This is a genomic window from Gordonibacter massiliensis (ex Traore et al. 2017) (assembly GCF_019731765.1).
In the GTDB taxonomy this organism is placed as follows: Bacteria; Actinomycetota; Coriobacteriia; order Coriobacteriales; family Eggerthellaceae; genus Gordonibacter; species Gordonibacter massiliensis.
In genome coordinates, this window is record NZ_JAASIO010000001.1 from 602,299 (window position 1) to 626,566 (window position 24,268).

General features: G+C 64.9%; 18 protein-coding genes. 8 read left to right on the forward strand and 10 right to left on the reverse strand.

Annotated features, from left to right (window positions below; genetic code table 11):
- Window positions 1-332 precede the first annotated feature (332 nt).
- From HCH03_RS02490 to HCH03_RS02500, 3 genes are all read left to right on the forward strand, one after another.
- The gene (locus HCH03_RS02490) at window positions 333-1,820 is read left to right on the forward strand and encodes an aminopeptidase (protein ID WP_221688215.1); all 1,488 of its coding nucleotides are present in this window, start codon (window positions 333-335) and stop codon (window positions 1,818-1,820) included.
- Window positions 1,821-2,064: 244 nt separating this feature from the next.
- Window positions 2,065-3,456, forward strand: coding sequence for a sodium-dependent transporter (locus tag HCH03_RS02495; RefSeq protein ID WP_221688216.1), 1,392 nt, complete (start codon window positions 2,065-2,067; stop codon window positions 3,454-3,456).
- Window positions 3,457-3,562: 106 nt separating this feature from the next.
- Window positions 3,563-4,909, forward strand: coding sequence for an RNA-binding domain-containing protein (locus HCH03_RS02500; RefSeq protein ID WP_221688217.1), 1,347 nt, complete (start codon window positions 3,563-3,565; stop codon window positions 4,907-4,909).
- 20 nt (window positions 4,910-4,929) lie between these two features.
- On the opposite strand, the gene HCH03_RS02505 is transcribed toward HCH03_RS02500, so the two are convergent.
- From HCH03_RS02505 to HCH03_RS02530, 6 genes are all read right to left on the reverse strand, one after another.
- Window positions 4,930-5,961, reverse strand: a complete 1,032-nt coding sequence (locus HCH03_RS02505; RefSeq protein WP_221688218.1) for a 4Fe-4S binding protein — start codon at window positions 5,959-5,961, stop codon at window positions 4,930-4,932.
- A complete protein-coding gene (locus HCH03_RS02510; protein ID WP_221688219.1) occupies window positions 5,961-6,542 on the reverse strand; it encodes a 4Fe-4S dicluster domain-containing protein in 582 nt (193 codons plus the stop codon). Before HCH03_RS02510 ends, HCH03_RS02505 begins: the two co-directional genes overlap by 1 nt.
- Window positions 6,543-6,690: 148 nt before the next feature.
- Entirely contained in the window at window positions 6,691-7,497 is an 807-nt protein-coding gene (locus tag HCH03_RS02515) for a DmsC/YnfH family molybdoenzyme membrane anchor subunit (RefSeq protein ID WP_221688220.1), read from the reverse strand.
- Window positions 7,497-8,081, reverse strand: a complete 585-nt coding sequence (locus HCH03_RS02520) for a 4Fe-4S dicluster domain-containing protein (protein WP_080144362.1) — start codon at window positions 8,079-8,081, stop codon at window positions 7,497-7,499. Before HCH03_RS02520 ends, HCH03_RS02515 begins: the two co-directional genes overlap by 1 nt.
- Complete coding sequence (locus HCH03_RS02525) at window positions 8,081-10,918, reverse strand: molybdopterin-containing oxidoreductase family protein (RefSeq protein ID WP_221688221.1); 2,838 nt, start codon at window positions 10,916-10,918, stop codon at window positions 8,081-8,083. The genes HCH03_RS02520 and HCH03_RS02525 overlap by 1 nt, the downstream gene beginning before the upstream one ends.
- Window positions 10,919-10,986: 68 nt before the next feature.
- Window positions 10,987-11,697, reverse strand: a complete 711-nt coding sequence (locus tag HCH03_RS02530; RefSeq protein WP_221688222.1) for a hypothetical protein — start codon at window positions 11,695-11,697, stop codon at window positions 10,987-10,989.
- A gap of 279 nt (window positions 11,698-11,976) precedes the next feature.
- Here HCH03_RS02530 and HCH03_RS02535 point away from each other — a divergent pair, with 279 nt between their 5' ends.
- From HCH03_RS02535 to HCH03_RS02545, 3 genes are all read left to right on the forward strand, one after another.
- Window positions 11,977-12,765 (forward strand): TorD/DmsD family molecular chaperone, encoded by a 789-nt coding sequence (locus tag HCH03_RS02535; RefSeq protein WP_221688223.1) that lies wholly within the window; start codon window positions 11,977-11,979, stop codon window positions 12,763-12,765.
- A gap of 65 nt (window positions 12,766-12,830) precedes the next feature.
- On the forward strand, window positions 12,831-14,453 hold the full coding sequence (locus HCH03_RS02540) for a helix-turn-helix domain-containing protein (RefSeq protein ID WP_221688224.1): 1,623 nt from the start codon (window positions 12,831-12,833) through the stop codon (window positions 14,451-14,453).
- Between the two features lie 222 nt (window positions 14,454-14,675).
- Complete coding sequence (locus HCH03_RS02545) at window positions 14,676-16,196, forward strand: IMP dehydrogenase (protein ID WP_221688225.1); 1,521 nt, start codon at window positions 14,676-14,678, stop codon at window positions 16,194-16,196.
- 265 nt (window positions 16,197-16,461) lie between these two features.
- Here the strand turns inward: HCH03_RS02545 and HCH03_RS02550 are convergent, their stop codons facing one another.
- Genes HCH03_RS02550 through HCH03_RS02560 form a run of 3 tightly spaced genes read right to left on the reverse strand, consistent with a single transcriptional unit; the run spans window position 16,462 to window position 19,607 of the window.
- The gene (locus HCH03_RS02550; RefSeq protein ID WP_185904166.1) at window positions 16,462-16,983 is read right to left on the reverse strand and encodes a hypothetical protein; all 522 of its coding nucleotides are present in this window, start codon (window positions 16,981-16,983) and stop codon (window positions 16,462-16,464) included.
- Between the two features lie 42 nt (window positions 16,984-17,025).
- Window positions 17,026-17,367: a 4Fe-4S dicluster domain-containing protein gene (locus HCH03_RS02555; RefSeq protein WP_221688226.1), complete on the reverse strand. Its 342-nt coding sequence runs from the start codon at window positions 17,365-17,367 to the stop codon at window positions 17,026-17,028.
- 2 nt (window positions 17,368-17,369) lie between these two features.
- The gene (locus HCH03_RS02560) at window positions 17,370-19,607 is read right to left on the reverse strand and encodes a molybdopterin-dependent oxidoreductase (RefSeq protein WP_221688227.1); all 2,238 of its coding nucleotides are present in this window, start codon (window positions 19,605-19,607) and stop codon (window positions 17,370-17,372) included.
- A 119-nt stretch (window positions 19,608-19,726) separates the two neighbouring features.
- On the opposite strand from HCH03_RS02560, the gene HCH03_RS02565 reads away from it, so the two are divergent.
- A complete protein-coding gene (locus HCH03_RS02565) occupies window positions 19,727-21,346 on the forward strand; it encodes a helix-turn-helix transcriptional regulator (protein ID WP_221688228.1) in 1,620 nt (539 codons plus the stop codon).
- Here the strand turns inward: HCH03_RS02565 and HCH03_RS02570 are convergent.
- Window positions 21,343-22,293 (reverse strand): LysR family transcriptional regulator, encoded by a 951-nt coding sequence (locus tag HCH03_RS02570; RefSeq protein ID WP_185904170.1) that lies wholly within the window; start codon window positions 22,291-22,293, stop codon window positions 21,343-21,345. The two genes, HCH03_RS02565 and HCH03_RS02570, sit on opposite strands and share 4 nt — an antisense overlap.
- Before the next feature lie 438 nt (window positions 22,294-22,731).
- Between HCH03_RS02570 and HCH03_RS02575 the strand changes: the two genes are divergently transcribed.
- Window positions 22,732-24,012 carry an MFS transporter gene (locus HCH03_RS02575; RefSeq protein WP_221688229.1) on the forward strand — a complete coding sequence of 427 codons (1,281 nt, stop codon included), beginning with the start codon at window positions 22,732-22,734 and terminating at the stop codon, window positions 24,010-24,012.
- The last annotated feature ends 256 nt before the right edge of the window (window positions 24,013-24,268 follow it).

Below are 24,268 nucleotides of genomic sequence, written 5' to 3' on the forward strand. Positions count from 1 at the left end.
GTCGATGCCGATTTACCAGCGGCCGCGTTCGGGAAACGCACGTTTTTCGCCAGATTGTTGCATATCCGACTTCATTTGACGGCGGCGGGGCGGGGATGGGCCGGCGTTGACCGATCTTCGCAAACTCCCACGCCTATGATCAGGGGTTTTCGCAACGGGAATTGCTTTGACCTTTTCTGGCGTCCGTGCGGATGCGACATTCTTATGAATAGTGTGCAAATTGGAGCTCTGCTTTGCATAGAAACGATAGCGAACGGCGTGCTGGCGGCACGTTTGGTGGATAATAGGCTCGACCAAAGAAAACCCGCATACCCGATGCGAAAGGAAGCGGCATGGAACACGAAACCGCATGGAAGAAGTACGACGAGGCCGATCTCGAGGCGCTCGAGCAGTTGGCGGCCGAGTACATCGAATTCATCTCCGACAACAAGACGGAGCGCGAATGCGCCGCGACGGCTATCGCGCTGGCCGAGGAGCGCGGCTACCGCTCGCTTGACGAGGCGGTGCGCGAGGGGCGCGCGCTGCGCGCCGGCGACAAGGTGTGGGCGCTCGCGCACGGCAAGGCGCTCATCCTGGCGCACCTGGGTTCGGCACCGCTCGTGGAGGGCTTCAACATCCTGGGCGCGCACATCGACTCGCCGCGCCTGGACCTCAAGCAGAACCCGTTCTCGGAGAGCAACGGCTTGGCGCACTTGGACACGCATTATTACGGCGGCATCAAGAACTACCAGTGGGTCACGCTGCCGTTGGCGCTGCACGGCGTGGTGGCCAAGAAGGACGGCTCCGTGGTGGAGGTCAACATCGGCGAGGACGCGGGCGACCCCGTGTTCTGTGTGACCGACCTGCTGGTTCACCTGGCCAACAAGCAGATGCAGAAGAAGGGTAACGAAGTCATTGAGGGCGAGGACCTGGACATCCTCATAGGGAATCGGCCCTTCGCGGCCCCTTGCCACCCTGAGCAAGGCGACGAAGCCGCCCTTCCCGCTTGTCATCCTGAGCGGAGCGGCGAAGCCGCGGAGTCGAAGGATCTTTCCGCGTCCGAGGATTCCGAGAAGGAGCCGGTGAAAGCGTTCGCCCTCGAGCTGCTGGCGGACAAGTACGGCATCGAGGAAGAGGACTTCCTCTCGGCCGAGATCGAGGCCGTGCCGGCCGGCCGCGCCCGCGACCTGGGGATCGACCGCAGCATGGTCATCGGCTACGGGCAGGACGACCGCGTGTGCGCCTACACGTCGCTCGCGGCCCAGCTGGCGCTGGCCGACGAGGTGCCCGCCGCCACGTCGCTCACCGTGCTGGTGGACAAGGAGGAGATCGGCAGCGTGGGCGCCACGGGCATGGCCTCGCAGTTCTTCGAGAACACCGTCGCCGAGATCATGGAGCTGGCCGGCGAGGGAGGCCCGCTGCCGTTGCGCCGCGCGCTGGCGGCGTCGAGCATGCTGTCGTCTGACGTGTCCGCCGGTTTCGACCCAGCCTACGCGGCCGCCTTCGAGCCGAAGAACTCCGCCTATCTGGGACGTGGCCTGGTGTTCAACAAGTACACGGGCTCGCGCGGCAAGAGCGGCTCCAACGACGCGTCCGCCGAGTACGTGGCGCGCATCCGCCGCGTCATGGACGACGCCGGCGTGTCGTTCCAAACCGCCGAGCTGGGCAAAGTCGATGTGGGCGGCGGCGGGACCATCGCCTACATTCCGGCGAAGTACGGCATGGACGTCATCGACTCCGGCGTGCCCGTGCTATCGATGCACGCCCCCTGGGAGGTCACGAGCAAAGCCGACATCTACGAGGCCTTCAAGGGCTACGAGGCGTTCCTGAAGAACGCGTAAGGTGCCGAGGTGCGGCCGTCTGCTACGGCGGTCGGCCGCACCCGATCTTCATATTCGAGGAAAAGACACGCCTCGGAAGGCCGAGGCGTGTCTTTTCCTCGAATATTGATAGCAGGTAGGTGCGCCACGCCTCCCCTGCTCCGGTACGCGGTTGGCCGCTTTTGGGTTTTCCGTTACACTGCTCGCATTGCTCACACGCGCCCTTGGCGGCTACGCGGGGCGCTTTTCCATAAAGCGAGGCGACATGGCTCGAGAAAAATTCGGATCCCGATTCGGGTTCATCCTGATCAGCGCAGGGTGCGCCATCGGACTGGGGAACGTGTGGCGCTTCCCCTACATAACGGGGCAGTACGGCGGCGCGGCGTTCGTGCTCATGTACCTGCTGTTCTTGGTGGTGTTCGCGCTGCCCATCCTGGTTATGGAGTTCTCCGTGGGGCGCGCAAGCCAAAAGGGCGTTGCGCGCAGCTTCGACGAGTTGGAGCCGGCGGGGACGAAATGGCATCGGTTCAAATGGGTGGCGCTTGCGGGCAACTACCTGCTGATGATGTTCTACACCACGGTGGCCGGGTGGATGCTGGCGTTCATGGTGTTCAGCGGCATGGGCTCGTTCGAGGGGCTGGACGCCGGCGCCGTCGAAGGCGTGTTCAACGGCTTGCTGGCGGACCCGCTTTTGATGGCGGCGTTCATGCTGGCGGTGGTGCTCATCGGCGTGCTGGTGACGCGGGCGGGCCTGCGCAACGGCGTGGAGCGCATCACGAAGGTGATGATGGTGGCGCTGTTCGCCGTCCTGGCCGTGCTGGTAGTGCGCGCGGTCACGTTGCCGGGTGCCGAAGGGGGCCTGTCGTTCTACCTGATGCCCGACTTCGGCAAGCTGTTCGAAGGCGGATGGGGCACGTTCGTGGACGCGGTGTTCGCCGCCATGGGGCAGGCGTTCTTCACGGTGTCGGTGGGCGTGGGGTCCATGTCCATCTTCGGCAGCTACATCGACAAGCGCTACCGCCTGACGGGCGAGGCGCTGCGCATCGCGGGGCTGGACACGCTCGTGGCCCTCATGGCGGGTCTCATCATCTTCCCGGCGTGCTTCGCGTTCGGGGTGGAGCCGGGCAGCGGCCCGGGGCTCGTGTTCATCACGCTGCCGTCGGTGTTCGGGCAGATGCCGTTCGGCCAGCTGTGGGGCACGCTGTTCTTCCTATTCATGAGCTTTGCCGCGCTGTCCACCATCATCGCGGTGTTCGAGAACATCATGAGCTTCAGCATGGACCAATGGGGCATGTCGCGCCACAAGGCGTGCCTGGTGAACGGCGTGGCGCTGGCGCTGCTGTCGCTGCCGTGCGTGCTGGGCTTCAACCTGTGGGCCGGTTTCGAGGTTCCCGGCATCGGCAACATCCAGGCCATCGAGGACTTCCTTATGTCGAACAACGTGCTGCCGTTGGGCGCGCTGGTGTTCCTGCTGTTCTGCACCGTGAAGCGAGGCTGGGGGTGGAACGCGTTTCTGCGCGAAGCGGACACGGGCGAAGGCGCCCGCTTCCCCCGCTGGGCGCGCGGATACGTGCGCTTCGCGCTGCCCGTGCTCATCGTGGCGGTGTTCGTAGCCGGCTACGTGCCCATCGTGCAAGTGTGGCTGGGGATGGGGTAGAAGCGCGCTTTCTCGTCGAATCTAACCGAATCTCACCACCGCGATGGTTAGAATCGGTTAGAATGGTGAGAATCGACAAGCAGCAGTGATGGGGAAGGGGCATCCCATGCACGAAGGCCCGATGCTCGAACTGAAAAGGGAATGGTCCGACGGCATCAAGAAGACCATTGTCGCCTTCGCCAACAGCGAGGGCGGAACGCTGCTCGTGGGCGTCGATGACGAGGGCCGGGTCGTTGGCGTCGAAGATTGCGACCAGTGCATTGTTCGCGTCATGCAGGCTGCGGGGAACGCGATCAAGCCGGATGTCACCATGTTCGTGCATGCGGAGGTGGAGGAACGGGAGGGAAGACCTCTTGTGCGCGTTGAGGTTCGCCGCGGGACGGCCCGTCCCTACTACCTTGCCGAGAAGGGGATTCGTCCGGAAGGCGTGTACGTGAGGCACGGCGCGCTTTCCGCTCCGGCGTCGGAAGCTGCCATCCTTGCCATGATCAAAGAAGCTGCCGGAGACTCGTACGAGAACGAGCGCTCGCTCGTGCAGGAGCTCACGTTCGAGGTGGCTGAGAAGACGTTTTGCGATGGCGGGGCGCCTCTCGAGGCCCAGCACATGCGGACGCTCGGTTTGACGGACGAAGACGGCCTGTTCACGAACCTTGCCTTGCTGCTTTCCGATCAGTGTTCGGCTACGGTGAAGGCGGCCGTGTTCCAGGGAGCGGTCAAAACCACGTTCTTGGATCGATTCGAATTCGAAGGGTCGCTTTTCCGACAGTTCGAAGAGGTGCTGCGCTTCGTGGACCGCTACAACGCCACGCGCTCGGAGATAGGGAGCGACCTGCGGCGTGTCGATGTGCGCGACTATCCTGAAGTGGCGGTGCGCGAAGCGTTGCTCAACATGTTCGTCCATCGGGAGTACGCGATACCCGGGCCGGCTTTGGTGAGCGTGTTCGACGACCGCGTCGAGTTCCTCAACATAGGGGGCCTTCGCCCCGGCATCACCGAAAACGACATGAAAGCGGGGGTTTCCGTCTCGCGAAACCCCCGTTTGGCGAACGTGCTGTATCGTTTGAAATGGGTCGAAGCGTACGGGACGGGCGTGCAGAAGATCATGGACAGCTACGCTGGCTCGGGGCAAACGCCGAGCTTCGAGGTAAGCGACAATGCGCTCAAGGTGACACTTCCCTCAATGCGAGAGGATCGCCATCCACCTGAAGCCGATCGGTTCTCCGCGGCCGGGCCTTTCTTCGACACGTCGCCTTCGTCGCCCGAGCCTGCGATCTCGCGCGTCGAATACGCCGTTGTGCAGCTTGCGAAAGAGCGCGGCGAGATCACCCGCAAAGACGTGGAGAACGAACTCGGCACCTCCCAATCGGCTGCCATCCGTCTGTTGTCGCGACTGCAGGAGCGCGGCTTGCTGTCCCGCGTAGGCAAGGGAAAGAACACGGTGTACCTGGCGTAGTCGGATAGGAAGTAGGGTCGCTATCTTTTTGGCAGCAGTTTGATGTCGATGGCGCCGGCAGGGCAGGCTTCCACGCAGGCTCCGCACTTCGAGCATTCAGGGATGCGGGGGCTATGGGGGTCCACCTGCTCGGGGCATGCGTCGACGCAGACGCGGCAATCCTTGCCTGACGTGCGCAGACACGCTTCGCTGCGCACACGGGGGCGCAGCGTGCGGTTCGCGCTGGCAATAAGCGATACGAGGGCGCTCACAGGGCATATCTTCGCGCACCACTTCCGCAGGAACACCACCTCTAGCGCGAGGATGGCGGGGAAGATGACGAGCCCCCACGACGTCTCATTGAACTGGAACAGGTGCCAGAGCCCTATGAACGTGGCGAACGTGAGGCCGATGGGGCATACGAGGCAGAACACCGGGAAGCCGAATACGGCCGTGGCACCCAGTGCGCCCAGCAACGTGGCGTGGCGCGTGTCGAGGCGGACGCCGTCGCGCTTGCCACCCACCGGGTCGAGCGCGCAGGTGGGGCAGCGGCGGGTATCGGCGTTAGTGCAGGAGCAGGTTTCGTATGGGGCGCCCTTGTCGACCTTCGTTTTCGCCTTCTTTCGAGGCCGAATGAGCCGCTGCAGCCAAGGGGCCGGGCACATCCAGGCGCAGAAGGCCTTGCCTACCACCGCCACAACCACCACCATGCCGGCAAGCAGCAGCAACGGATGCAACATGACCTCGCGCGCGCCCAACATGGTTTCGAGGGCTCCCAGCGGGCAGAGCGCGGCGACCGCGTCCCATCCGAACGACGAGGGCGTGTCCGTGCCGGTTCGGAAGGCGAGCCCGGCCGCCACAAGCGCGACCACGGCGGCGAAGGCTAGGGCGCGCGCCCTCTTGAAGGAGAAGGGGTGCGCTTTCCCGCCTGTTTGCGCGCGGTTGTCGCCCCCAAGTGTTTCATGCGAGATATCGGTTCGGTTTTCGGGCAAAGCGGCTGCCGTTTCCGCCGCATCGCCCGCGGCGCCAGCGGGGCTTTGCGTTGCCTCGGGCCGCTCTTCGAAGCCGTCCATCAGGCGCTCCTTTCCACGTTGATGCCGCGTTTGCTGCCGCCGGCGAACGACCGATACGTGTTCGACGGGCAGCGGTACTCGCACACGCCGCATCCGTTGCAACGCTTCTCGTCCACTACGGGACGGCCGGAGGCGTCGGCCGACAACGCATCGTAAGGGCACGCGTCCACGCACACGCGGCAGCTTCCCTGGATCCAGGCGATGCAGCGCTCCTCGTCGATGACGGCCGTGCCGATGCGGCTCGCGATTGGATCGACGCCCGCGACGGCCTCGGTGGGACACACGTCCTCGCAGCGGCCGCAGAAATCGCAGAGCCCCCGATGGAAATCCATGATGGGCGTGCGCCAGTTCAGCAGGCCGTCCTCCAGAAGCCCAGTGCGGATGCATCCCTGCGGGCACACGGATCGGCAGCGGTCGCACTTCAGGCAGAGGGCGCGGAAACGATCCTCGTCCTGCGCGCCGGGCGGTCGCAGGGGAGTTGCGCCGCCGTCGAGCGCCGAGGCCGCTCCGCCCACGGCAAAGCTCGCAGCGGCAAGCGCGCTGCCGGCGACGAGGGATCTGCGGGAGAGCGATGGGGACATGACGTAGCTCCTTGGAACGAGGGAGGTTGGAAGGGGGAGAAGGAAAGGTGGGGGCTCGCTGCGAGGCGTTGCCAGGGGAGGGGGAGGGAGGCAACGCCCCGCAGCGAGCCATCTCCCCGGCAACGATCACCGGGGAGATGCGGGTTTGCTAGATCAGCCCGAAGAAGTCGTAGAGCCCCGCGCCGATCACCCACATGGCGCAGCGGAACGCCACGGAACCGGCGAGCGCGGCCACGAGGGCCACCGCGCCTCCGGCAACCGCGCTGCCCGGCTTCTTCCACACGAAGGCGCCGCAGACGGCAGGCACCGCGCCGCCGCACAGCGCGGCCGCGCCAACCAGTAGCGCGGCGTCGCCGGCGAACGCGCCGGACGCCGCACCGTAGGCCAACGTAGTGACGAGCGCAGCGCAGCCGCCTGCCAGCGTCATGAGGCCCGCGAACGACACGGCCGCCTCATCGGCCTTCTGCACGGCGATCAGCAGCAGCCAGGCCGCCGCACCCGAGGCGGCTGCCGTGCCCAAGTAGCCGAGCGGCAGCAGCTCGGTGTTCCAAGCCGCGATGGCCGGCATGAGGTAACTCTGCCCCGCCATGAACGACATGAGCGCGCCCAGCGCCATGCCGATGACGGCCACCGCCTTGAGCGGCGTGCCCGTCAGGGAGCGCTTCAGCATGACCAAAAACGCCACCAGCACGATGCACAGCAGGCCCACGAGCGCGGCCTCGGTGAAGATTCCCGATGTGGGGTGCTGCAGCGCGCCCAGCATGCGGTCGGGATGCGACAGGTGCGTGACCGAGGCGCAACCGCCCACCACGGTCAGCGCGAGCGCCGCCACGGTTCCGGCGAACGCGCCCTTGTCGGTCTTTCCCACGAGCACATTCAGCCCAACGAAGAAGAAGAGCCAGCCGCCCAACCCGGTGAGGGCGGTGAAGAGCACCAGTGACCATTGGATGTCCATTAGTCAATCTCCTCCTTCCATGCAGCGTACTTAGAAGACAGGATGTAGGCGGTCTGCGGAGCGTTGCCCACGTCCTTCAGGCGGTGCACCGCGTTCGCACCGGCCGCCGCGAGCGCCTTCGACGCGTCGGAGGCCGGATCGTCCAGGTCGCCGTAGAAACGTGCCGACCCGCAGCAAGCCGCCACGCACTTGGGCTGCTCGCCCACGCTGGTCAGTTGGCCGCACAGCGTGCACTTCTCCACCACGTTCTCGGACGGGCTCCACGAGCGAACGCCGTAGGGGCAGGCCATCATGCAATACTTGCAGCCGATGCACTTCTCTTTGTCCACCAGCACCACGTTGTTCTCGTCGCGGTACGACGCGCCCGTGGGGCATACGTGCGTGCAGGGGGAGTCGGCGCACTGCTGGCACATGACCGGCAGGAAGTACTGTTGCAGGTGCGGGTAGTCCCCGAACGGGCCCACCTGCACCACCTTGTTCCAGAACGAGCCCAGCTCCACCTCGTTCTCGTTCTTGCAGGCGATCTCGCAGCCGTGGCAGCCGATGCAGCGGTCGAGGTCGACGACGATAGCGTAATGCGACATTATGCGGCACCTCCTCCGGTGTTCTCAGACGGTTGCGGCAGCCAAGGCGCGAAGTCGGTCGGCTCGTACCACACGCCGTCGGGGCGTGCGGCCTTCTCGATCTTCACGTTGATGCCGCGCAGGGTGTACGTGCCGAACTCGGGGTTGTAGTAGCCCGTGTTCTTCGTCAGCACGTTCATGTTGCAGGTGGTCCAACTCATGCGGGGGTCTTGCCCCTCTTCCAGGAACTCGGGGTTCCAGAAGCGCTCCATGTACGCGCAATCCTTCGCGATGCCCTCCGTTATGTGGGCTACGCCGTAGACGCCGTCGGCCACGATGCGTTGCCCCTCGGCCGTGAGCTCCTCGCCGGTGTCCAGGTTGCTGAACACGTCCAAGCCGTCGGTGCGGGGCGACTTCACGTTCACCCAGTCGCCGTTGGCGATGCCGTGCTCGACGGCGTACTCGGGGCTGATCCACACCTCGGGCGCAGGGTAGATCTCGCGGATGTAGGGGTTGTTGCGCAGCGTGCCGTGGTGGAAGTACGGAATGCGGCCCTCGGTGAGCACGAGCGGGTAGTCGTCGCCGTACTCCTGGATGTCCTCCGGCTCCCGATAGTAGGGCATGGGCAGGTACTCGGTGGAAGCGGCCGGCATGTCGAACTTCTCGGCGCCATGGCGGCCGATGTAGGTCATGGTGTCGCCGTAGGGGCCGCACTTCTTGGGGTTGTCCTTGATGTCGCCGGCGGCGCAGCCGGAAAAGCCCGCGTACGTGCCGTCGCCAGGTTCGCCGTTGCGGCCTTGCGCGAGGCCCTTGTACGTCTGCTCGTAGGCGGCGTTCCAGTACTCCTCGGGCTCCATGTCGTTGTACGGGGCCTTCGCCTTCAATTCGTCCCAGGTCATACCCACGTTCGAGGCCACCCACTCGTAATACTCGTCCATGGTCTCCCAGTACGTGGGCGTGGAGCCGCACGCCTCGGGGTCGAACGCCTTCTGCATGCCCACGTGGCCGCGCTCCGCCAGCGCCTTGGCAAGCATGGACCAGATGAACGTCTCGTCGATGCATTCGAACAGGTTCGTCACCGGCTGGCGCAGCAGCACGGCGTACAGGCGGCCCTGGATGAAGGCCGTTTCCAGCCATTCGGCCGTGGGCAGCAAGATGTCGGCCGCCTCGGTGGAGAACGACGTGGGGTACATGTACATGTGCACGATAAGGTCGAGCTTGGGGAACGCGTCCACCCACGAAGCTGAGTTGCCCAGCATGGCCATCTTGTTGCCGGAGCGCTCGATCCAGATGTGCGGCTGGTAGGGTTCGCCCGTGAGGATGGCGTTCAGGATGGTGGGGATGTGGCTGTGCATCCAGCCGCCCAGCCCCTTGTGCTCCACGTAGCCCAGGCGGTTTGTGATGTTCTCGGGCGTTTGGAACTCGTAAGGCGCCTCGCCCATGAAGCCGGTGGGAAACACGGTGGACTCCGCCGCATGCGGGAAGCCGTTCGCGGGGCTACCCGGTTTGTAGAGATAGCCCATCATGGAGTCCAGCGCCGCTGCGCCAATGGCGGCTTGCGTGGATTGCGGGTATTGATCGGTCGCCACGCCCAGGCTGATGCCGCCGGATTCGCATTCGGCGTACAGGCGGATGGCCGCCTCAAGATCGTCGGCGTCGACCCAGCAGATCTCGGCGGTGTGTTCGAGCGTGTACTCTTCAACCTGCTCTTGATAGGCCGTGAACGCCGTCTTTGCCTTCACGGTGCTGCCGTCGGCCAACGTCACGTCGAACGTGCCGAACAGCGCGGGGCGGTAGGACGCCTCGTTGTCGGGGGCCAGCGCGAACGCCTTCGCCACTTTGCCGGAGGCCTCGTCGTAGTAGACATAGCCCTCGTTCTCGGCGGTCACGTCGGAGAACACCTTGCTTGCACGCAGCAGCGCTCCGGCAGGGTCGCTCGGATCCACGAGGAACGGCAGGTTCGTCCACGTTGCGCAGAAGTCCTTGTCGTAGAGCTTGTTCTCGATAAGGTAGCGCATCCAGCCCAGCATCATGGCCACATCGGTGCCGGGGCGGATGGGCAGCCACACGTCGGCGCGCGCAGCGTCGGGCGTGAAGCGCGGGTCGATGACCACGGTCTGCGTGCCTGCGGCGCGCAGCTCCACCACAGCGCGGCCGGCCGATGAGGGCGCGTGCTGCGCGGGCCCGGTGCCCCACATGACGTAGGTGTCGATGGACACGTTCGGGTTGTACAGCTCGGCGCAGCCCGAGTCGGCGATGGACGTGTCTCCCACGCCGTTGATGAGCGGCATGGTGTAGTTGCGCGGCAGGTAGCACTGGGCGCAGCCCGGTTCGAACACGTTGCCCGCGCCCCAGAAGTTGCGGAAGCGCGGAGGGCTGAAGAACTGCGGGTTGCCGCCGCCTCCGGTGGAGAGGAGCAGGCCCTCGAGCCCCGTCTTCTCCTTCATGTCCATGAGCGCGTCGGCAATGGTGTCGATGGCTTCTTCCCAGGTGATGCGCTCCCACTGGTTGCCGCCGCGATCGCCCACGCGCTTCATGGGGTACTTGTTGCGGTTGGGGTGGTAGAGCGCTTGAATGCCCGACAGGCCCTTCGGGCACACGCGGCCCTCCGACATGGGGTCGGCAGGGTCGCCTTCCAGTTTCACCACGCGGCCGTTGCTTACGTGCGCGATGATGCCGCAGTTCGAGATGCAGGCGCGGCACGACGTGTGAACGAGTTTGACCTCGTCGGCCGCGTACGCCTTGTCGCTTGCCGCCAGATTGCTCACCGTGGCGACGCCGCTGCCCAAGGCCGCCGCGCCGGCGGCGAGGGCCGAGGCCTTCACGAAGCTGCGTCGGGTGAGGTTCGTACTCGACATGTTCCCTCCTTCTTGTTTCTCTCGTCTCGCATTGTTGCTATGAGGACGGGCGCTGTGGCCCATCCCTGTCAAACCGAGGCCAGAAAGCGCTTTCCGGCTTCGGTGGTGACCCAGGATCCGTCCCAGACGAGGCCCCCGACCTCGTTCAGGCGGTCGATGAAGTAGACGGCGTGCAGCCGCTGCCCGCCGGAGCGCGCGGTCGGCTCGAGCGCGGGATGTTCGTCCAGCAGCTGCTTCACGCTGTCGAGCGAGCGCGGCTCGCGGCAGTGCTCCAGCAGGCGCACGAAGGCGTCGCGGCGTGCGGGCCCCGCGTTCACGCAGGCGGCGATGCGACGTTCGGGGTCGAGCAACGCCACGGCTGCGTGGCCGGCGGGGGTCGTCGTCACCGTGCGACGCACCGCGAGCGCGGCTGCGGCGTCGTCGTCGAGCCCTTGGGCGGCCAGCTCGGCCCGGCGCGTGCTGTCGAGCACGGCGCCGGCGGCGTCGTAGCGCGTTTGCGCGAGGCCGCCGGCGGCCACGAGGGAGCGCACGAGCGCATAGGGCGTTTGCAACGCCTGCGCCTGCTCGGGCTGGGTCTGCAGATAGGATTCGACTTCGCTCTCGTCGCGCTCCTCGTCGCAGAAGGCAAGCGCCTTGTACAGCAGCTCGCGATGGCGCGGGTGGTTGCAGATGCAATCGACGACGTGCGCGATGGCCTCCTCGGCGGGCTGGTTCTTCAGGCAAGTCGAAAGGCCGTCGGCGGCTGTAGCCGCGGTTGCGTTGGCGTGTGGTGCGTTCATGGTGTCGCTTCCCCCTTCTTGCTTGCAGGCCCGGGCGGTCTATCTGCGTGAAGCCCGGCGGCACTGCGGTTTTGACGTTCTTCAGGCTACGGCGCGCCCGGCGGCGGCGCATCGTCAGCGGCGTTCTAAATCGCGGAGGGACGGGGGGAGCTTCTAGTCAATCGCTGACTAGTCTTTGTGCAAGGGGCAGGCAAGATAGAACGAAACAACCGATTCGCCGCCGTTGCGGCGGGGCTACCATGGGAACCGTCGAAAACGCAGAATCGAAGGGAGAGGGCAATGGACGAGAGTATGCTGGAGGAGCTGCGCGTCGCCGCCGAGGCACGCGCAGCGTTCTATCGCACGCTGGCATCGCTGTACTTCAAGGAGTTGGACCAGCAGGGGATCGACCGCTTGGCGGCCGCTGGCCTCGCGGCCGTCGATGGGGACGACCCGCTCATGAACGAGGGCTACGCCGACATGGCCGCCTATTTGGCGCGCCGCGACGGCGGCACGCGCCAGGAGCTCGCGAGCGACTTCGCGGGCGCCATCCTGGGCGCCGGCTCGTACGAGGAGCGGCGGGCAACGCCCTACGAGAGCGTGTTCACGAGCGAGTCCGGGCTGCTCATGCAGGAGGCGCGCGACGACGTGTACCGCCTGCTGTGCGAGGCGCATCTGGCGGTGGACGAGGGGCTGCGCACGCCGGAGGACCACCTGAGCTTCGAGTTCGAATACATGGCCGTGCAGGCGGAGCGCCTGGCGGAGGCGTTGGCGCAGGGCGACGTCGGGCGCGCCGCCCGTGTGCTGGACGAGCAGCGCGCGTTCCATGCCGCGCACCTGCTCAACTGGATAGACGCGTACTGCGACTGTCTGGACGGCTGCGCGCGCACGCGGTTCTACCGGGGTGTGTCGAAGGTCACACGAGGCTTCGTTCACGCCGATGAGGCGCTCATGGCCGAGGCGGCCGCTGTGCTGGGCGTTGGCGAGGACGGGCCGACGGAGGATGCCGTGCGTTTCGATGCCCGCGTCGAGGGTGTGGGCGCCGTTGCGGACGGCGTCTGCGGCGGCAGGGCGGCCGCAGTGTGCTAGGATTGCTGCAAGGAGCCTGTTGAAATGCGGCAGGAGGGCCGCGTTGACGCAAAGGGGAGGAAGCCATGCCGGCAAGGGAGGGGCAGGATGAAAAGCGCCGCGCCGAACGCCTCGGCGCGCGCGGCCGCATAGCGTTGCTTGACGACCGCATGCCTCTGTTGAAATTTTTCGGGTTCGGGTTCTGGGTTGCGTGGTTCAGCGTGGCTTACAAGAGCTCGGTGTGGGTGAACGGCGTGGAGGCCACGGCCACCGTCGTGTCGAGCATGTTCTTCGCATCTACCATCTCGCATGCCTGCACACTGCTGGTGATGGCCGTGTTCTACCGGCGCGTGGCTGCATTTGCACAGCGTTTGTGGTTCGTGGTGGACGGCGGCTTGGTCGCCGCGCTCGGATGCGTGCTCATCATCGCGGCGGGACCCGCTTTTCTGCCGTCTCAAGCGCTGTTCTTCGTCGGCTCCGCCTTGACGGGCATCGGTACCGCGGCGCTCGCTTTGAACGCCGGATTGCTGTTGTGCTCGGTGCGCCCGCGCCGGGCGCTAAAGATCATTTTGTACTGCGAGCTGGTGGCGGCTCTCATGCAGTTCATGGTGCTGGGTCTGCCGCAACCGTGGAGCGGAGCGCTGTTCGTGCTGTTGCCGCTCGTCTCGGCTGCCTGCTTCGCGGTGGGCTTGACCAAGCGCGCGGTGCCGGCCGTGTCCGAAAGCCAGCGTCTGAAGCCGGCGCGGGCATTTTACCGGTTCTTGGTGGTGGTGGGCATTCTGGGCGTGACGGCCTACTTCGGCAAGGGCATGTACCAGGTTGTGGTGAGCCCCGCTCAGCTGGCCGAAAACGGTAGCGTCACCGCGTTCGTCACGGCGGTTTGCTTGGTGGTGTTCGTTATCGCGGCCGCGTTGAAGTCCAGCGACTTCAACTTCGGACACCTGTTCTACCCCATGGCCCTCGTCATCATCTTCTCGCTGTTGCTGACGCATTTCTTTCCCAGCAACGTCAGCGCGAGCGTGGTGTTGTCGGGCGTGGCCTTCGAGCTGTTCGATGTGCTCATGTGGTACTTGTTCTCCTATATCGTGTTCCAGTCCAAGGCATCGGCCGTGCTCGTGGTGGCGTTGGGCCGTGCGGTCATCGCCCTCGGCGTGACCGTGGGCAACGCCCTGGGCGCCGTGAGCATGACGGCGGACGCGAATGCGCTGCCCGCCTCCACGGTGGTGTTCGTCATCCTATTCGTGGCGGCTGTGGCGGTGTTCTTCCTGTTTCCGGAGAAGCAGGTCGACCGGCTGCTGCTGCCCATTCCCGACGAGGACGAACCGAATGCTACCGTTGACGATGCCGCTGACGGCTCGCTTGACGGCGCGAACGATGCTGCGACTGCGAATCGGCACGCAAGCGGCGCCAAGCCCACGGACGGGGGTGAGGGCGATGGGGGCACGGATGGCACCGCGCGCGTCGGCCGCTGGAAGCGGGCGTGCTTGCGGTTGGCCGACGAGGCCCAGCTCACCGAGCGCGAGCGGGAGGTTTTGGTGCTGCTGGCGCGGGGCAGGGGCTCGCAGTCCATCTCCGACGAGCTCACCATCTCGCTGTACACGACGCGTGCCCACACGCGCAACATCTACGCGAAGCTCGACGTGCATTCGCGCCAAGAGCTGGCCGATCGCGTGAGGGCGTGTGCCGAAGACGAAGGATCTTGCGCTTGACGCTCTGCCCCGCGTCCGCCCAGGGACGCTGCGCCTGGCTCTCGCGCGAATATTTCTTCACATTCGGTGCTCTTGCTCCCGCTCGCCGTGTGTCCGTGGCTATAATAGCGGATAACACCTGAGCAACGGATGCTTGACGGGGGAGCCTGCGGCTTGACGCCGCGCCGATCGCATCCGCGCACCCACCCGCGCAGACCGCGCCGACCGCAGATGGAGGAGTTCATGGCCTACTATTTCGAAGAGCCGTCCCGCACGTTCAACGAGTACCTGCTTGTTCCCGGTTACTCGTCGTCCGAGTGCATCCCGCAGGACGTGAGCTTGAAAACGCCGCTCGTGAAGTACAAGCGCGGCGAGGAGCCGACCATCTCGCTGAACATCCCCATGGTGTCGGCCATCATGCAGGCCGTGTCCGACGACGGCATGGCCATCGCGCTGGCCACCGAGGGCGGCCTGTCGTTCATCTATGGCTCCCAGACCATCGAGGACCAGGCGGCCATGGTCGCTCGCGTTAAAGACTACAAGGCCGGCTTCGTCACGAGCGACGCGAACCTCTCGCCTTCCATGACGCTGGCCGACGTGGTGACTCTCAAGGAAGAGCACGGCCACTCCACCATGCCCGTCACCGAGGACGGCTCGGCGCACGGCAAGCTCGTGGGCGTGGTCACCGACCGCGACTACCGTCTGTCGCGCATGTCCATGGACGAGAAGGTAGAGAGCTTCATGACGCCGCGCGAGAGCATGATCGTGGCGCCCATGGACACTAGCCTGAAGGTGGCCAACGACATCATCTGGGACAACAAGCTGAACTCGCTGCCCATCGTGGATGACGAGGACCACTTGATGTACCTCGTGTTCCGCAAGGACTACGACTCGCACAAGTCGAACCCCAACGAGATGCTGGACTCCCACAAGCGCTACCAGGTGGGCGCGGGCATCAACACGCGCGACTACGCCGAGCGCGTGCCGGCGCTGGTGGAGGCCGGTGCCGACGTGCTGTGCATCGACAGCTCCGAGGGCTATTCCGACTGGCAGAAGTTCACCATCGAGTGGATCCGCGAGCACTACGGCGACTCCGTGAAGGTGGGCGCGGGCAACGTGGTTGACGCCGAGGGCTTCCGCTTCCTGGCCGACGCGGGCGCCGACTTCATCAAGATCGGCATCGGCGGCGGCTCCATTTGCATCACGCGCGAGCAGAAGGGCATCGGCCGCGGCCAGGCCACCGCTACCATCGAGGTGGCGAAGGCGCGCGACGAGTACTTCGAGGAGACGGGCGTGTACATCCCCATCTGCTCCGACGGCGGCATCGTGTACGATCATCACCTCACACTGGCCCTTGCCATGGGCGCGGACTTCGTCATGCTGGGCCGCTACTTCGCCCGCTTCGACGAGAGCCCCACGAACAAGGTGAACATCAACGGCTCCTACATGAAAGAGTACTGGGGCGAGGGATCGGCCCGCGCGCGCAACTGGCAGCGCTACGACCTGGGCGGCGACAAGAAGGGCATGTCGTTCGAAGAGGGCGTGGACAGCTACGTGCCCTACGCCGGCTCGCTCAAAGACAACCTGGACATCACGCTGTCCAAGGTGAAGTCCACCATGTGCAACTGCGGCGCTTTGACGATCCCCGAGTTGCAGCAGAAGGCGAAGCTCACCGTGGTGTCGTCCACGTCCATCGTGGAAGGCGGCGCGCACGACGTGGTGCTGAAGGACAAGACCCCCTACGTGAGCAACACCATTCACTAAGACTCTCTGCTTGAAAGAGACACGCATCCGAAGCGCCGCCCGCTCATGCGGGCGGCGCTTCGTCGCGAGGGGGGGGGTGCCGCTCTTGCGGCGGGCTCGGGCGGTGCTCGTCGAACGCGGCGCGGCCCATGCTCATGCTTTCGCCCCCTCCCGTCGAGCGGGATACGGGCGCTGCCCGATTGTGCGCATGCGCCCGGGAGCGCACCACGAGGATGCACGCCGGGGCGATGACGCCCGTTCGGCCGTGGCCAAGCGGAATCGCAGCTTACGCCTTTTCCCCAGGTGCGAAACTCCCGCTTTCTCCGACACCTGCCGACGCCGCGACGGGCTTCACGAAAAGCTCGGTGAGCCACTGGCACAGCGGGTAGACGATCACCACGAATACCACGACGATAGGCGTGAACTGGACGATTCCCACAACTACGCGGTCGAACAGCGTCGATCCTCCCATGACCTCGAACCCGGTGTTGTAGGCGATCATCGCAAAGCCCATGAACACCAACAGCAAGAAGCCCATGAGCATTGCCGCGAACAAGTTGGCGGCGAAGCTTCCCGGCTTCGCCCCGAAGCGCAGGGCCGCCTTCATGCACAGCATCCCCAACGGCAGCACCGTGGACACGAGCCATCCGACGACCAAGCCTATCCCGAACCCGACGAGCCAACCGTGCGGCCCTAGGAACTCAACCGTCGGAGCTCCCTGCATGAGCGGCATCACGAGGCTGAACGCCGATGCCATGAAGACGGACATCCAGAGATTGAACACCATCGCGTACTTTCTCGAAGGCATAGGGGCCTCCTTTCATTCGCATGCCCGGTTGAGCAGGCGATCCTAAAGCGCGTACAAGGCCTGCTTCCTTTTGCTCGCCATTTGCTTGCCCAGCTCCTCGATCGTGCCGAAGGAAAGGCATTTCGCCTGACAGTGCTTCACGCAGGTCGGTTCCTTGCCGGAGGCGCGCCGGGCGGCGCACGTGTCGCACTGGTCGGTCGGCACGGCGAGGTAGTCGATCTGCCATGCGCCCTTGTCGTTATCGCCGATGGGCCAGGGGCCGATCTTCACGACTTCGATGCCGGTTTGCCCTGCGGGGAATCCGTGTTCCATCTGGCAGGCGATCTCGCAGCTATGGCAGCCGGAGCACCACTCGTGGTCGCATATCATTCCGTATGCAGACATGCCTATTCACCGTCCTTGATCTTGCGCAGCGTGCAGAGAGAGCACTTGTAGTTGGCGCCCATGCCGCTTTTGCCGGGTATGCCTTGGATGCAATTGTTGATATTGACGTCGAACACGTCGAAGAAATTCTCCGGGTCGTTCTCGGGAAGCCACCAACCGTGGTCGCACGAGACCATGCGCGGATCGACGGTAGCTGTGACCTGCACCTTGCGCTTGGCGTGGCCGGTGGGGTTCTCTATCCACACCCAGTCGCCGTCGCGCACGCCGAACTTCTCGGCGGTTTTGGGATGCACTTCCACGATGGGGTCGGGGCGCATGGCGCGCATGCGCGGGATCTGGCGATGCTCGGAATGGAAGCTATTCCAATTGCGGGCGCCCGTGGTGAGGATGAGCGGGTAGCGGTCGAGCAGCTCGGGGGTCGATCCCGGGCCCGGCTCAGGCTCCTCGAAATAAGGCAGCGGGTCGAGCCCTGCCTGGTTGTAGAAGTTGCTCCACAGCTCGATGCGGCCGGTCATGGTGTTGAAACCGGGTTGCCCGTGGGCCCGCAGCTTGCCTTTTCGGTAGCGGTGATATTCGAACGGCTGGTAGGCCGGTGAATGCGTGCGCAGCTCGTCGAACGTCAAGCCGGTGTCGGCGAGCATGTCGGTGAACATATCCTCGACGTTGTCCCAAGGCCACGCCTCGGGGTTGAGACGGCGTCCGAGCTCCAAATTGATCTGCATATCCGATTTGGTCTCCCCGTTTTGAATGACCTTGTTGATGGCCACGCCGCGCTGGACGCCTGCGATGAAGCTGATACCCTCGCGCTCGGGGTACGCAGCGGCGGGAAGCACCACGTCGGCGAGGGCCGCGGCCGTCGGCGTCATGAACATGTCCACGACCGCAATGAAGTCCAGATCCTTGCACATCCGGTAGAACTCCTGCGGTTCGGCCGCCATGCAGGCCATGGGATTGGTCGTTTGGAGCCACAGCCCGTGGATGGCATAGGGCTCCCCGGTCTTCATGGCCTTGATGGTCATGTCGGGCTGGCTGCAGGGGAAGCCGAAGTTGTACAGCGGGTATTCGGCGAGGCCGATGCGCTTGGCCCACTGCTCGTCGCTGATGAACTCGCGGCCCCATCCGCCCGAGTAGGCCAGTATCTCCGGAGGTGCGATCATCCCTCCCGGATTGTCGATGTTGCCGGTGATCTCGAAAAGGGCAAGCATCGCCTGGCCGGCGGGAACGGCTTCGCGCGTCATGTCCACCGCGACGCCCCACTGCAGGCACGCCGATTCGGCCCCTGCGAGCAGGCGCGCTGCCTCGCGGATCTGATCGGCGGGGACCCATGTGGTTTCCTCCACGGCTTCGGGAGGATATTGGCGGGCGCGTTCGGCCAGCTCTTCGAAGCCGTAGCACCAGCTCTCGACGAACTCGCGGTCGTAGAGCCCTTCTTCGATGATGACGTCGATCATGGCCAAGGCGAGCGCGGCGTCGGTGCCGGGGCGCACGCGCAGGTGCATTTCAGCCTTGTTGGAAAGCCAGGTGACGCGCGGGTCTATCATCACGATCTTCATGCCGCGTTTCATGAGATCGATGACCCAATGGCCGAAGAACCCGTCGGCATTCGACTTGAGCGGGTAGTTGCCCCAGACGAACATGATCTCGGGCACGTGGTAGTCGGGATTGTCGTAGCGGTCGAGGAACTGCTGCGAGCAGTCGCACACCCACATGGCGCCGGTCGTGGCCGCGCATCCGGCCACGCGCGGCAGGTAGCATGCCTGGCCGGAAAGGAAGCCCGTGTAGTTCGGCGAGCCGAACGACCAGGCAAGGCGCGTGATGTACGCGGAGATGTCGCGCGCGGTGCCTTGGGCGAACACGACGGACTCAGCGCCGTGCTCTTGCTTTATCTTGTTGAAGTTCTCTGCCACGAGATCGTAGGCTTCGTCCCAGCTCGCTTGCTTCCAGCGGTCCTTGCCTCGGTCGGCGCGGTCGCGAACGAGGGGGTGCAGGATGCGGTCTTTGTTGTACACGACTTCCGGCGCATCGAGGCAGCGCATGCACAGTCTTCCCCCGGTGGACGGATCCTCGGGATCTCCCTCTACTTTGACGAGCTTCCCCTCGTCGTCGGTGTAGAGCAACACGCCGCATCCCAAGTGGCATCCCGGCCCGGACCATGCGCCGCCGCGCGTGACCGTCAAGTCCCCCTCTCGATACTGGTAGGGCTTTTGGTGGCTGACGATCTGATAGCCCTTGTCTTTCATAGCCTCTCCTTTCCCGCGCCCAAGGCGTTCGGTTCGCCTGGGCTTTGTCGCTGGCAACGATAGGCGCTGTCGCCGCGTTGGAAATCGAAGGAAACCGGCGATGTTTTCCGAATGGGTGGATGAAACGCTGCCATTTCTCGGTGAACGCACTCAATGAAAACCATGTAGATGGCTTTCACCTGCCGGTTTGCAGGCAGAGGGGGCTCGGGCTCGCCGGCGGGACGAATCGAGAAACGCTATACTTGCGAGGAAGGTTTGGTGCTGGATCGATGAGGGGGCGAGCCATGCATAAGCTGGTATTCGAGGGGGATCGCGCACTCGCCTTTGCGGCGTTCTCGTTTTCGATAGGGGTGTTCTGGGCGCTGCTGTTCACCGTTTTGCTCGAGAACAACCTGTTCGCGTTCGCATCGTCCTGCCAGGGGGCGTGCTCGCCGTTTCGCGTCGGCTCGTTGCTGACGGGCGCGCTTGTCGCAGGAGCGGCCCCTGCCGCATGCCGAAAACATCCCGTTCATTTGAGCAGGGGCGTGGTGCGGAAAGTTGCCCGCGGCTCGTTCTTCGCAGCCGTGCTTCTTGACGTTGCCTGCACGCTGGCGTCCTTCGAGGGCCTTTGGTTGCAAGGGATCGTCTGGGTGCTTTTGGGGGTTACGCTTGCGTGCCTCTTTCTTTCCTTGGTCGGCGTGTCCGCTGGTTTCGCGCGGCGGGAGCGCATCGTCATGGTCGCGAGTTCGACCGCGGTGGGAGCCGTGCTCTATTTCGCGATGAACGCTTTGGGCCCCATTGAAGGTCTGCTCGTGTTCGCTCCTTGCGTTTTCGCCGGCGCGTGGATAGCGCGGTTCGGCGACGAGGGTGCGCGGGAAGAAGGCCGTCGAAGCGAGACCGATGGCGACTCGTTCGTCATGCCGAAGATATTCTATGCCTCCGTTGCCATATACTCGTCGGTCTTCGGGCTCATGTTCGCCCAAGTCGTGCAGATTCGCGAGCCGTTTTGGGTGGGACTTACGGCGCTGGCCCTTGGCGCTCCGGCCCTTGTCCTGTGGTTCGCGGCGCTTCGCCTTCCGCAGGTGCAGCATTGGATTGCGAGCGGCGTGCTTCAGAGATCGATCGCTGCGCTGGTGGTTGCCGGCGTGCTGCCGCTTGCGCTGCTGGGCGAGAGCGTTGCCGCTCCGTGCTGCCTTGTTATAGTGGCGGCTTTCTCCCTCTACTGCATTGCCGACTTGGCCAGTCGATTCATCGTCGCTGCCGATGGTTGCGCCACCCCGTTGCCGTTCGTGGCGAAGCGGCAGGCGTTTCTTTTCCTTGGGCTCGGCGTCGGCTATGCTTTCGGGATCGCCCTTCCTTTTGTTGGCGACGTTGGCAGCGCGCGGCCCATCGCCATTGCTGCGTTGGCTTTCACGGTTCTGCTCGTGATCATCGTTGCCGCAACCCCTTATCCTTCATCTCGAGACCAATCGGTGCCGCAGGCGGCTGAGAAGGGCATCGAGCGTCCTCGCCGATGGAGCGTAGCCTGCGACGCCGTGGCTTCCCGCTACGGCCTGACGAAGCGGGAGAGCGAGGTGTTCGGGCTGCTGTCGAAGGGGCGAAGCACGCGCTACATTCAGGAGAAATTCGTGATTTCGCCCCATACCGTCGAGACGCACATACATAACATCTATACGAAGATGGGCATCGGGTCACGCGATGAGCTGGTGAAGCTTGTAGAAGACGAAATGGGCGCCGACGATGGGGGCGGGCGCGACTAGCGCCGGGTTTCGGCTTCGTCGTTTTTCGTGCGCGCCGACACGTTGGGATTCGCGCTGATGATGGCGTGCAGCTCGTCGATGTAGCGCAGCAAGAGCGGGCTCGGGCGACGTTCGTTGTGCATGATGTAGCCCACCTGCATGCGCTCGTCCACGTCGAGGGGGATGCTGGCGATGCCCGACTGCATTTCGGCGGACAGCACGCCGGTGGATAAGGTGTATCCGTTGTGGCTGGTCAGCAGGTTGGTGAGCGTGCCCCGATCCGAGATGCGGATATTGCGGGCGTGCGGCAGGTAGCTCAGGGGCTCCTCGGAATAGTAGAACGAGTTCGCCGTGCCCTGTTCGAACGAGTAGCGCGGGTAGGGTTCCAAGTCCGCGGGTTTGAGCAGCGTGCGGCTGGCTAGCGGGTGATGCTCGCCCACGAACACGTGCACACGCGCGTCGAACAGGGGGGCGTAGGCCACGTCGGCGTCATCGAACGCCTTCTGCAGCACGCGGCGGTTGAAGCCGTCGGTGTAGAGCACGCCCACCTCGCTGCGGAACGTGCGCACGTCGTCGATGATCTCGCCGGTGGCGCTTTCGCGCAGGATGAACTCGTAGTCGTCCCCCTCGCATTGCTCCACCACGTTCACGAACGCCTGCACGCTGAACGCGTAGTGCTGCGTGGACACGGCGAGCCGCAGGTGCTGGTCCGTGCCGGTGGCGTAACGGTGCTCCAGCATGTCGGCCTGCTCGATGACCTGGCGCGCGTAGCCCAGAAGCTCCGTGCCGTCGTTCGTGAGCGTGACGCCGCGGTTGCTGCGCGTGAACACGGTGATGCCCAGCTCCTGCTCCAGCTCCTTGATGGCCGTGGACAGGTTCGACTGCGAGGCGTACAGGTTCTGCGCGGCCGCGTTGATGGAGCCGTATTCGGCGATGGCGATGAGGTAGCGAAGCTGCTGAAGGGTCATGAGGCGCTCCGAAGGTTTGCGGGGATCGGTGTTTCCGTCATTGTACCCGGTTATCGCTTGGAACGATAGCCTCGTAGGGGCGGGCTGCTGCCCGCCCGGTGCAGTTGGCCGCAGTCATCGAAAACGCTGCGGCAAGCGCACGTTGCGCTCGCCGCAGGGCATACCTACTCCGGGTGCTTCGGCGCCGGGCGGGCAGCAGCCTGCCCCGATGGGGGCTTCCTCATCCGACGATGCGGTCGTGCGCGGCGCAGCGTGTACTCACGATGCCGGTATGAAAGCGGAGGATATCACTCGGGCAGCCATACGGATCGGCGCGGGTTTCGGCGACAATGCATGCGAAGAAGTGTCGTTCTGCAAAGGTTGTCGGCGCGCGTCGCTGCGGCCACGAGCGAGGGGGCTCGAAGGGGCGGCATCAACTCGCAACGGAGGGGGAGCTCCATGTCCGAAACGACGGTTGCCCGCGTAAAGTCCGAGCGCATGCGCACGTTGGCCTGCTCGACGTTTGCCCTGCTGTTCCTGGGGCTCATCTACGCGTTCTCCATGTTCGCGGCGCCTATGAGCGCGGCGTTCGAGCTGGAGAAGGGCGCGATCGGCCTCACGTTCAACATCATGATGATCGCGTTCTGCATCGGTGCCGTGGTGGGTTCCCAAGTGGAGCGGCGCATCGGCGTGAAGGGGGCCATCGTCATTGCGGCGGTGCTGTTCTTTGCGGGCTTCGCGGGAACGGGCCTGCTGGCGAAGGGGAGCATTGCGGTGGTGTACCTGTGCTACGGCGTGCTGGGCGGCCTGGGCGTGGGCATGGGGTACAACACCATCGTGTCCACGACGAACCTGTGGTTTCCCGACAAGGTGGGCTTCTCGTCGGGCGTGCTCATGATGGGGTTCGGTTTGGGATCGCTCATTCTGGGAACGCTTTCGGTGAACCTCGTTCCGCTGTTCGGCTTGGGAACCGTGTTCGTGGGCGTGGGCGCGGCGGGTGGCGTGGTGGCGGTGGCTGCGGCGTTCATGCTGCGCCGTCCGCCGGAGAACATCGTGGCGCTCATGGCGCCCGAACAGGCGGTCGGCGCCGCAGCGAGCGGGGGCGCCACCGACGAGCGGTTCCTGCTCAAGACCCCCATCCTGTACCTGTTCTGGATATGGGCCGTCATCGTGGTGGCCACAGGGCTGGCCACCATCGGCAACTGCGCGGCCAACGCCCAGCTCGTCGGCCTCGACGCGGCGTTCGCCACGCTGCTCGTGGGCCTGGTGTCCACGTGCAACGGGTTGGCGCGCGTGGTGGTGGGCATGATCTACGACCGCACCAACGTGAAGGTGACCATGTTCGTGGACGGCGCCGTGGCCGCCGTGGCCTGCGCCTGCATTATCGGCGCCTTCGCCACCGGCACGCCGGCGCTCTACATCGCCGGTGCCCTGTGCTGCGGCTTCGCCTACGGCGGGGAGCCTGTGGTGGCGTCGGCCTTCGCGCGCCAGCGCTACGGTTCCGCGAAGTACCCGCTCAACCTGTCCATCATCAACACGTCCATCATCTACGGTTCGCTGCTCAGCATGGCCGCGCAGGCCGCGGCGGGCGGGGCGGACAGCCCGCTGGCCGTGTTCACCATCTTGGGCGTGCTCTCGGTGGTGGCGCTGGTCGACGTGCTGCCGTTCTCGAAGAAATGGAACGCCGATCTGCGCGCGAACGGTGCGGGTGCTGCCGCGCTTCCGGCCAAGGACGCGTAGCCGTCCTGCGTGTTCGACGGAGGCCATAAGCCCTTGCTGTTACCGTGCCCTCCGTAGGGGCGCTCTCCAGAGCGCCCGCTCGCGCGCAGCGCGAGAACGCGGTCCTCGGCTGCTTTTCCGGCTTCGCCGGAACGGGCGCTCTGGAGAGCGCCCCTACGGGTTTCCCAGTGTCCCATCTCAGGCATCGATTCGGGATATTCGCTTCCTCATTCCGCCGAGTTATCTAATGGAGCGATAGCAAAGCATCAAAACATCG

Excerpts from the sequence above, each read along its gene's own strand:
- HCH03_RS02555 (WP_221688226.1), bottom strand. The coding sequence starts at position 17,367 with ATGTCTGCATACGGAATGATATGCGACCACGAGTGGTGCTCCGGCTGC.
- HCH03_RS02540 (WP_221688224.1), top strand. The coding sequence starts at position 12,831 with ATGCCGGCAAGGGAGGGGCAGGATGAAAAGCGCCGCGCCGAACGCCTC.
- HCH03_RS02565 (WP_221688228.1), top strand. The coding sequence starts at position 19,727 with ATGAAACGCTGCCATTTCTCGGTGAACGCACTCAATGAAAACCATGTA.
- HCH03_RS02515 (WP_221688220.1), bottom strand. The coding sequence starts at position 7,497 with ATGGACATCCAATGGTCACTGGTGCTCTTCACCGCCCTCACCGGGTTG.
- HCH03_RS02535 (WP_221688223.1), top strand. The coding sequence starts at position 11,977 with ATGGACGAGAGTATGCTGGAGGAGCTGCGCGTCGCCGCCGAGGCACGC.
- HCH03_RS02530 (WP_221688222.1), bottom strand. The coding sequence starts at position 11,697 with ATGAACGCACCACACGCCAACGCAACCGCGGCTACAGCCGCCGACGGC.
- HCH03_RS02520 (WP_080144362.1), bottom strand. The coding sequence starts at position 8,081 with ATGTCGCATTACGCTATCGTCGTCGACCTCGACCGCTGCATCGGCTGC.
- HCH03_RS02545 (WP_221688225.1), top strand. The coding sequence starts at position 14,676 with ATGGCCTACTATTTCGAAGAGCCGTCCCGCACGTTCAACGAGTACCTG.
- HCH03_RS02510 (WP_221688219.1), bottom strand. The coding sequence starts at position 6,542 with ATGTCCCCATCGCTCTCCCGCAGATCCCTCGTCGCCGGCAGCGCGCTT.
- HCH03_RS02575 (WP_221688229.1), top strand. The coding sequence starts at position 22,732 with ATGTCCGAAACGACGGTTGCCCGCGTAAAGTCCGAGCGCATGCGCACG.
- HCH03_RS02560 (WP_221688227.1), bottom strand. The coding sequence starts at position 19,607 with ATGAAAGACAAGGGCTATCAGATCGTCAGCCACCAAAAGCCCTACCAG.
- HCH03_RS02495 (WP_221688216.1), top strand. The coding sequence starts at position 2,065 with ATGGCTCGAGAAAAATTCGGATCCCGATTCGGGTTCATCCTGATCAGC.
- HCH03_RS02570 (WP_185904170.1), bottom strand. The coding sequence starts at position 22,293 with ATGACCCTTCAGCAGCTTCGCTACCTCATCGCCATCGCCGAATACGGC.
- HCH03_RS02500 (WP_221688217.1), top strand. The coding sequence starts at position 3,563 with ATGCACGAAGGCCCGATGCTCGAACTGAAAAGGGAATGGTCCGACGGC.
- HCH03_RS02550 (WP_185904166.1), bottom strand. The coding sequence starts at position 16,983 with ATGCCTTCGAGAAAGTACGCGATGGTGTTCAATCTCTGGATGTCCGTC.
- HCH03_RS02525 (WP_221688221.1), bottom strand. The coding sequence starts at position 10,918 with ATGTCGAGTACGAACCTCACCCGACGCAGCTTCGTGAAGGCCTCGGCC.
- HCH03_RS02505 (WP_221688218.1), bottom strand. The coding sequence starts at position 5,961 with ATGGACGGCTTCGAAGAGCGGCCCGAGGCAACGCAAAGCCCCGCTGGC.
- HCH03_RS02490 (WP_221688215.1), top strand. The coding sequence starts at position 333 with ATGGAACACGAAACCGCATGGAAGAAGTACGACGAGGCCGATCTCGAG.